The organism is Halomonas marinisediminis (assembly GCF_004347715.1).
In the GTDB taxonomy this organism is placed as follows: Bacteria; Pseudomonadota; Gammaproteobacteria; order Pseudomonadales; family Halomonadaceae; genus Halomonas; species Halomonas icarae.
In genome coordinates, this window is record NZ_SLTR01000309.1 from 1 (window position 1) to 290 (window position 290).

Annotated in this window: 1 protein-coding gene; it reads left to right on the plus strand. The window is 50.7% G+C overall.

Translation table 11 applies throughout. The annotated features are described in order from the left end of the window. Positions 1 to 290 (plus strand): hypothetical protein (locus E0702_RS19705; protein WP_205742020.1); only part of this gene is annotated, 290 nt, incomplete at both ends.

A 290-nucleotide genomic window follows, 5' to 3' on the forward strand; every position in this document is an offset into this window, starting at 1 on the left:
TCCCAACGGTTTGTGTTTTGATCGGTGCTCTTAGCCCAGCGCAGGCGCGTTATGGACATTTTCAAGGTTTTTACGCTGGCTTGAACGTGGGGCATCAGAGCGTCAATACCCACTACAATTTTGCGAATGCCCAGTTCGGTAACATCACGCCATTATCGATCATACAAACAAACATTCCCTCCGTGGGCGATACCACAACCATCAAAACAAGCGCTGTCTATTCAAACGGAAGTGGCTCTTTTTTGCAGCGCGGGATGACTGGTGGCGTGACCTTGGGGGGTGGCTACGTT